This is a genomic window from Streptomyces sp. N35, from assembly GCF_016464295.1.
Lineage (GTDB): Bacteria > Actinomycetota > Actinomycetes > Streptomycetales > Streptomycetaceae > Streptomyces.
Window position 1 is genome coordinate 1 of record NZ_JAEIMH010000103.1, and the last position, 2,485, is coordinate 2,485.

Genomic DNA, 2,485 nt, shown 5'->3' on the forward strand with positions numbered 1-2,485 from the left:
CCCGCCCGCCCCCCCCCCAAAAGACAACCCCCACGCAATATGTTCCCGACAAGGTTCTCAATTGCGGTGGACCTGTGGGGATTTGAACCCCAGACCCCCTCGATGCGATCTACCGACGGAGCGGTCACTGGGGGCTATGCCCCAGGTCACACGCACTCCAAGGATCAAGGATCGTCGGTAGCAGTGGGGAAGGTTGCTGTACTTCTCCGCTGTATCGCAGTCGGGCTGAGGCCGCCTTCAGGCCGAGGGGCGAGGCCAGCACCCCGACTGAGCCGGGGTGCTGGCGTTTCATCCCTTACTGCCCGGGTTCAGATGGTTCGCACGCACACGGTGTACGGATTGACGGTTGCGTCCCTCGTACCGGGGTTGCGCACTCCGGCTCCGCCCGGCGTCCCTCCATACTGGTGCAGCTCTACAACGGGGTTCGCCTGATTCCATCCGGAATTGATCACGATCCACCCTGCCGGGCAGGCCGGGAAGGGGACCGACGCGGTGCCACCGTTCGCGGGGATGACAACGGCGGCGCCATTCAGCTGCTGCGTTTGGAGCTGCGCCAGCGGACCTGCCGGGCCCACCGGACCGGCCGGGCCTGCCGGGCCTGCCGGGCCTGCCGGGCCTGCCGCGCCGGTGTCACCCTTCGGACCCGCCGGACCCGCAGGACCCGCAGGACCCGCAGGACCCGCCGCGCCGTCCGCGCCGGCCGCGCCGGTGTCACCCTTCGGACCCGCCGGACCCGCAGGACCCGCCGGACCTGCGGGACCCGCCGGGCCTGCGGCGCCAGTTGCGCCCTTCAGGGAGTCCAGCCACTCCTTCTCGGTGCCCTTGTAGCCGTCCTTTTCGACAGCCACGTCGTAGGCGGTCTTACCGGCCGCACCGGCTGCCCCCTTGGGGCCAGCCGGACCTGTGGCGCCGGCCACGCCCTTGGGGCCAGCGGGCCCCCTATCCCCCTTGAACATGCCCTTGTACTTGTACAGGTACGTCTCGAAGTACTCGTCGAAGCACTCCTTGCAGTCGAAGCCGGGGCCAGGGCCATACAGCGTCTCGACGGTGGAGGCAACGGGTACGGGAGAGGCCGCAACGCGGTCCTGCCGCACATCGGCGAATGCAGGAGCGGAGGCAGCGGAGAGGATTGCGGCAGTGCCGGCAATCGCAAGTGTTCTGAAGATCACAAGTTGATTTGTAGCGGACGAGTGAGTGCATCGCCCACCGTCGCGGCAGCGTCAATCCAGAGTTTCCCCCATTTGGACCACAGACCGGATAGACCCGTATGGCGACGCAGGCCGAAAACCCGGAGGGAGAGACGATCCAAGCGCTATGACTGACCGTGAATCACGGTCCCCTAATGCGCCGAAGGGTATAGATGATCAACCGACTCATCGCGGGCGGGCTACGGAGTGGAGCCCACCGGGCAATCACTGCGGCACTGCTGGCCGCCACCTGCTCGCTGGTATCGCTTGACCCCCCGCCCGCGGGCGATTTTCCCTTAGCGCTCAGCTCCGCGCACATCCGGGCCTCGGAGACTCGTCCCGTGCCCTCCTCCGCCTCGGGGCGCAACAACCGCCTACGGCACGCTCCGAAGCCGCCACCCCGGGTCCCTGACAAGGAACAGTCACCGCTATTCGAAAGCGACAAGAGGGCCCCCTTCTGCACCACCAAGGCGGGCCCGCATCAGAGGCAAATGGAGCGCTACCTCAAGCTCCGCCCCTTCGACGGCAAACAGTCCCCAGCCGACTGCCGGGCTATTCAGTCCTTTCAGAAGCGGCACGGAATCAGACCGGACATCGGCTACGCAGGCCGCGTCACCTGGGGCACAGCCATGCTTTACGACGAGAGGGCGCGCCCCAACCGAAACCACCGCTGCCCGGTGACCAGGGATCGGATCGTGTGTGTCGACCTCACGCGCCAACTCCTGTGGGTACAGCGCGCCGGCAAGGTGACCTTCCAAGCCCGGCCCATCCGGTCCGGCGCCCGCGGCTACCGCACCCGCACCGGATGGCACCGCATCTCCTGGCGCAACAAATGGCACCGCTCCACCCTGTACAACAATGCACCCATGCCCTACGCCCAGTTCTTCTCCGGAGGGCAGGCATTTCACGGCTACGACGAACCCATCTACGCACCCCCGGGCTCTCACGGCTGCGTCAATATGCGGCGCACTGACGCAAAAGCGCTCTGGACCAATATCACAAGAGGTCAACGCGTCTATATCCTCGGGCGCAAACCCGGAACGTGACATGCCGCATTTATCGCTGAACAGGAAAGAGCAGACCGATTCCCTGCTCAGTAATCTGCCTGCGTGCCCCATTCCGCCTGGCCTATTTTGGTGCGGCCCACGCTCGCGAATGGGCACTCCAAAAGGTCGGCGGAACGGCTTTGCCGCGGGCCCCTGACCAGGGAGGTGGGCAAAGTCCAGCTTTCTCCCCTTTGCGGGCGCGGGCGGTCGTGCCGGGCGGTCCCAAAGACGCAGAAAATGCAGAGGGGGCGC

Annotated in this window: 1 protein-coding gene; it reads left to right on the forward strand. The window is 66.2% G+C overall.

The features are described from left to right. Positions 1 to 1,678 precede the first annotated feature (1,678 nt). Positions 1,679 to 2,233, forward strand: coding sequence for a L,D-transpeptidase (locus JAO81_RS36485; protein WP_199552288.1), 555 nt, complete (start codon positions 1,679 to 1,681; stop codon positions 2,231 to 2,233). Positions 2,234 to 2,485 lie beyond the last annotated feature (252 nt).